This is a genomic window from Nonomuraea rhizosphaerae (genome assembly GCF_019396405.1).
Lineage (GTDB): Bacteria > Actinomycetota > Actinomycetes > Streptosporangiales > Streptosporangiaceae > Nonomuraea > Nonomuraea rhizosphaerae.
Genome location: NZ_JAHKRL010000138.1, coordinates 1 through 3,897, shown reverse-complemented (window position 1 = coordinate 3,897; position 3,897 = coordinate 1). Strand labels below are relative to the sequence as shown.

Here is a 3,897-nt window from a genome sequence, read left to right as displayed (position 1 = left end):
GACGGAGGGAGCAGGGCGTCACCGCGCGCGGCGACGCGTACGGCATGCAGGCACCTCCTTGCGGATGGTGCGGCGCTCTGCCTGGTGACGGCTGGTGCGTTACCCGGCGGACGTTACTTGGCGGCCAGGCCGGCGGCCTGCTTGGCGATCGCCGACTTGCGGTTGGCGGCCTGGTTCTTGTGGATGACGCCCTTGCTGACGGCCTTGTCGAGCTGACGGGCGGCGGCCCGCTGCAGCGTCGTGGCCTTCTCGACGTCGCCCTGCTCGGCGGCCTCGCGGAACTTGCGGACGGCCGTCTTGAGTGAGGACTTGACTGCCTTGTTGCGCAGCCGAGCCTTCTCGTTCTGCTTGTTGCGCTTGATCTGGGACTTGATGTTCGCCACGAAGAAGCCTCGGTGAAGTCAGTGTGGTGGATGGGGCGCGCGGGCTCGATGAGAGGGCGCGCCACACGCAGTTGAACAGGTTACCAATAACCCAGACGGCAGCTCAAATCAACGGCCTGGGACTTCTTCATTGTACGGCGTCAGCGGACCCATTCGGTGGCGTATTCGCTCCAGCCGTGGTCGTGGCAGGCCGGGGCGCCCCGCGACCAGTACTTGTCGTGGTCGAGCCGCAGGGCGTCGTTGCCCGTGCTCTTCGCCCAGGCCGCCGGGGCACCGGTAAACTGGAGACGGAACGCGCCGGCGAGGAGGCCGAAAAGCGCGACCACGACGGCCACGGCCAGCGCGACCAGGCGCAGGCCGCGGCGGATGGCGGTTCGGGCAATCACCCGGGCATGCCACCATGAAAGACGCTTGACCTCAACCCTGTCGAAACGGACTTCGGTGCGCACTCAGCCTGGCCAGACCGACCCCGCGTTGATCCGCAACTTCTGCATCATCGCGCACATCGACCATGGCAAGTCGACCCTTGCCGACCGGATGCTGCAGATCACCGGCGTGGTCGACGACCGCTCCATGCGCGCCCAATACCTCGACCGGATGGACATCGAGCGCGAGCGCGGCATCACGATCAAGTCCCAGGCCGTGCGGCTGCCGTGGGACGGGCACGTGCTCAACATGATCGACACGCCCGGCCACGTCGACTTCACCTACGAGGTCTCCCGCTCGCTCCAGGCGTGCGAGGGCGCGATCCTGCTCGTCGACGCCGCCCAGGGCATCGAGGCGCAGACGCTGGCCAACCTCTACCTGGCCATGAACGCCGACCTGCACATCATCCCCGTCCTCAACAAGATCGACCTGCCGGCCGCGCAGCCGGAGAAGTTCGCCGAGGAGCTGGCCGGCCTGATCGGCTGCGACCCGTCCGAGGTGCTGCGCGTCTCCGGCAAGACCGGCGAGGGCGTGCGGGAGCTGCTCGACCACGTGGTGCAGACCGTCCCGGCGCCGGTGGGCGAGGCCGACGCGGCCGCGCGGGCGCTGATCTTCGACTCGGTGTACGACACGTACCGGGGCGTGGTGACGTACGTACGGGTCTTCGACGGGCATCTCGGCAAGCGCGAGCGCATCCGGATGATGTCCACCGACGCCACCCACGAGACGCTGGAGATCGGCGTCATCTCGCCCGAGCCCAAGGTCTCCGAGCTGGGGCTCGGCGTCGGCGAGGTCGGCTACCTGATCACCGGCGTCAAGGACGTGCGCCAGTCGCGGGTCGGTGACACCGTCACCGCGGCCGTCAAGGGCGCCACCGAGATGCTCGCCGGCTACGACCACCCCAAGCCGATGGTGTTCTCCGGCCTCTACCCGATCGACGGCGACGAGTACCCCGAGCTGCGCGAGGCCCTCGACAAGCTGCAGCTCAACGACGCCGCCCTGGTCTACGAGCCGGAGACCTCGGCCGCGCTGGGCTTCGGGTTCCGCGTCGGCTTCCTCGGGCTGCTGCACATGGAGATCGTCCGTGAGCGGCTGGAGCGCGAGTTCGGGCTGTCGCTGATCTCCACCGCGCCCAACGTCGTCTACCGCGTGGTCATGGAGGACGGCTCGGAGCTGACCGTCACCAACCCGTCGGAGTTCCCCACGGGCGGCAAGGTCGCGCAGGTCTTCGAGCCGGTCACCAAGTCGACCATCCTGGCCCCGTCCGAGTTCATCGGCGCGATCATGGAGATCTGCCAGGGGCGGCGCGGCCAGCTCCGCGGCATGGACTACCTGTCCGAGGACCGGGTCGAGATCCGCTACACGCTGCCGCTCGGCGAGATCATCTTCGACTTCTTCGACCAGCTCAAGTCGCGCACCCGCGGCTACGCCTCGCTCGACTACGAGCCCGACGGCGAGCAGGAGGCCGACCTCGTCAAGGTCGACATCCTGCTGCAGGGCGAGGCGGTCGACGCCTTCAGCGCCATCGTGCACAAGGACAAGGCGTACGCCTACGGCGTCGACATGGCCAAGAAGCTGCGCGAGCTCATCCCGCGTCAGCAGTTCGAGGTGCCGATCCAGGCCGCCATCGGGGCCCGCGTCATCGCCCGCGAGAACATCCGCGCCATCCGCAAGGACGTCCTGGCCAAGTGCTACGGCGGCGACATCACGCGTAAGCGCAAGCTGCTGGAGAAGCAGAAGGAGGGCAAGAAGCGGATGAAGATGGTCGGGCGGGTCGAGGTGCCGCAGGAGGCCTTCGTCGCGGCCCTGTCCACGGACGCCTCGGCCGCCAAGAAGTAGCCCCCGCCAGCCCCCGCGGGTCCTCAGTCGAGGTCGTCCAGGCGCGGCTGCGGCGCCAGCGCGGCCAGGTGGTGCAGGAACGCGGCCGCGGCCGGGGCGCGGCGGCGACGCCGGCGCCAGATCAGCATGAGCGAGGGCCGGATCGGCGGGTCCAGGGGCCTGCTCCAGATCGGCTGCTTGCTCTGCTCGATGAACGCGACCGGCAGGATGGCCAGCCCCAGCCCGTGCCGCACCAGCCCGACGAGCACCGGCATCTCGTTGGACTCCACGATGATGTTGGGGGTGGCGCCCGCGTCGCGCAGCACCTGGTCGGCGGCGGCGCGCAGGCCGGCGCCCTCGCGGAAGCTGATCAGGTCGACGCCGTCGAGCTCGCGGGCGGGCACCGACTCGTACGCCTCGAAGGAATGCCCTGGGGCGCCGGCCAGGCGCAGGTCGTCGGTGCCGACGACGACCCAGCCGATGCCGGCCGGCAGCCGGTCGGGCTCGGTGGAGATCAGGGCGAGGTCGATGGTGTCGTCGCGGACCATGTCCAGCAGCTCAGGGCCGGTGCCCTCGCGCAGCCGCACCTTGACGCCGGGGTAGGCCGAGCGGAAGTCGGCGATGATGCCCGGCACGTCCAGGTTCGCCGACGGCACGGTGGCGCCGAAGCTGACCTCCCCGACCGTGTCGCCGCGCATGCTCACCGCCTCGTCCCTGGCGGTGCTGACCTCGGCCAGGATCTGGCGGGCGCGGGCGGCGAACAGCTCGCCCGCCGGCGTCGGGACGACCGTGGGCCGGGCGCGGTAGAGCAAGGTGACGCCCAGCTCGCGCTCCAGCGCGCCCACGTGATGGGACACCGCCGACTGGGCGATGTGCAGGCGGTGCGCGGCGCGCGTGAACGTGCCGTGGTCGATCACGGCGATGAGGTATTCGAGCTGACGGAGCTCCATCGGTGCTCACGGTAGTCAGCGCGCCGGACCCCGGCAACCGAGATCGGCCATCTCGTTTCCAGATGATCGTCAGCATGAACTCGTCATGGACCGATGGACGCGGGCGACGGCACAATGGCGGAACGCAAGACGGTTTGTCGAGGTCAAGGCCGGTTCGACGGTCAGGGAGGCAAGGGACGATGACTGCGGGCACACCTTGGAGCAGGCGCCGGTTTCTTCACCTGGCCGGCGCGGGAGCGGTCGCGGCCGGGCTCGCCGGCTGCGGCGGCGGGGCCGGGACACAGGCAGCGCCGTCCACCGGGTCCGCCGCCGGCCGGGCC

Annotated in this window: 4 protein-coding genes; 1 reads left to right on the top strand and 3 read right to left on the bottom strand. The window is 69.8% G+C overall.

The window, feature by feature from the left end:
* Positions 1-113: 113 nt before the first annotated feature.
* Entirely contained in the window at positions 114-383 is a 270-nt protein-coding gene (rpsT, locus tag KME77_RS06845; protein WP_219463057.1) for a 30S ribosomal protein S20, read from the bottom strand.
* Between the two features lie 140 nt (positions 384-523).
* Positions 524-832, bottom strand: coding sequence for a hypothetical protein (locus KME77_RS06840; protein WP_219463059.1), 309 nt, complete (start codon positions 830-832; stop codon positions 524-526).
* Here KME77_RS06840 and lepA point away from each other — a divergent pair.
* Positions 825-2,648, top strand: coding sequence for a translation elongation factor 4 (lepA, locus tag KME77_RS06835; RefSeq protein ID WP_308250589.1), 1,824 nt, complete (start codon positions 825-827; stop codon positions 2,646-2,648). The two genes, KME77_RS06840 and lepA, sit on opposite strands and share 8 nt — an antisense overlap.
* A gap of 23 nt (positions 2,649-2,671) precedes the next feature.
* Here the strand turns inward: lepA and KME77_RS06830 are convergent, their stop codons facing one another.
* On the bottom strand, positions 2,672-3,577 hold the full coding sequence (locus KME77_RS06830; RefSeq protein ID WP_219463053.1) for a LysR family transcriptional regulator: 906 nt from the start codon (positions 3,575-3,577) through the stop codon (positions 2,672-2,674).
* Between the last annotated feature and the right edge of the window lie 320 nt (positions 3,578-3,897).

Bases quoted from the DNA above. Each gene is read 5' to 3' on its own strand.
- KME77_RS06830 (WP_219463053.1), bottom strand. From the start codon at position 3,577: ATGGAGCTCCGTCAGCTCGAATACCTCATCGCCGTGATCGACCACGGC.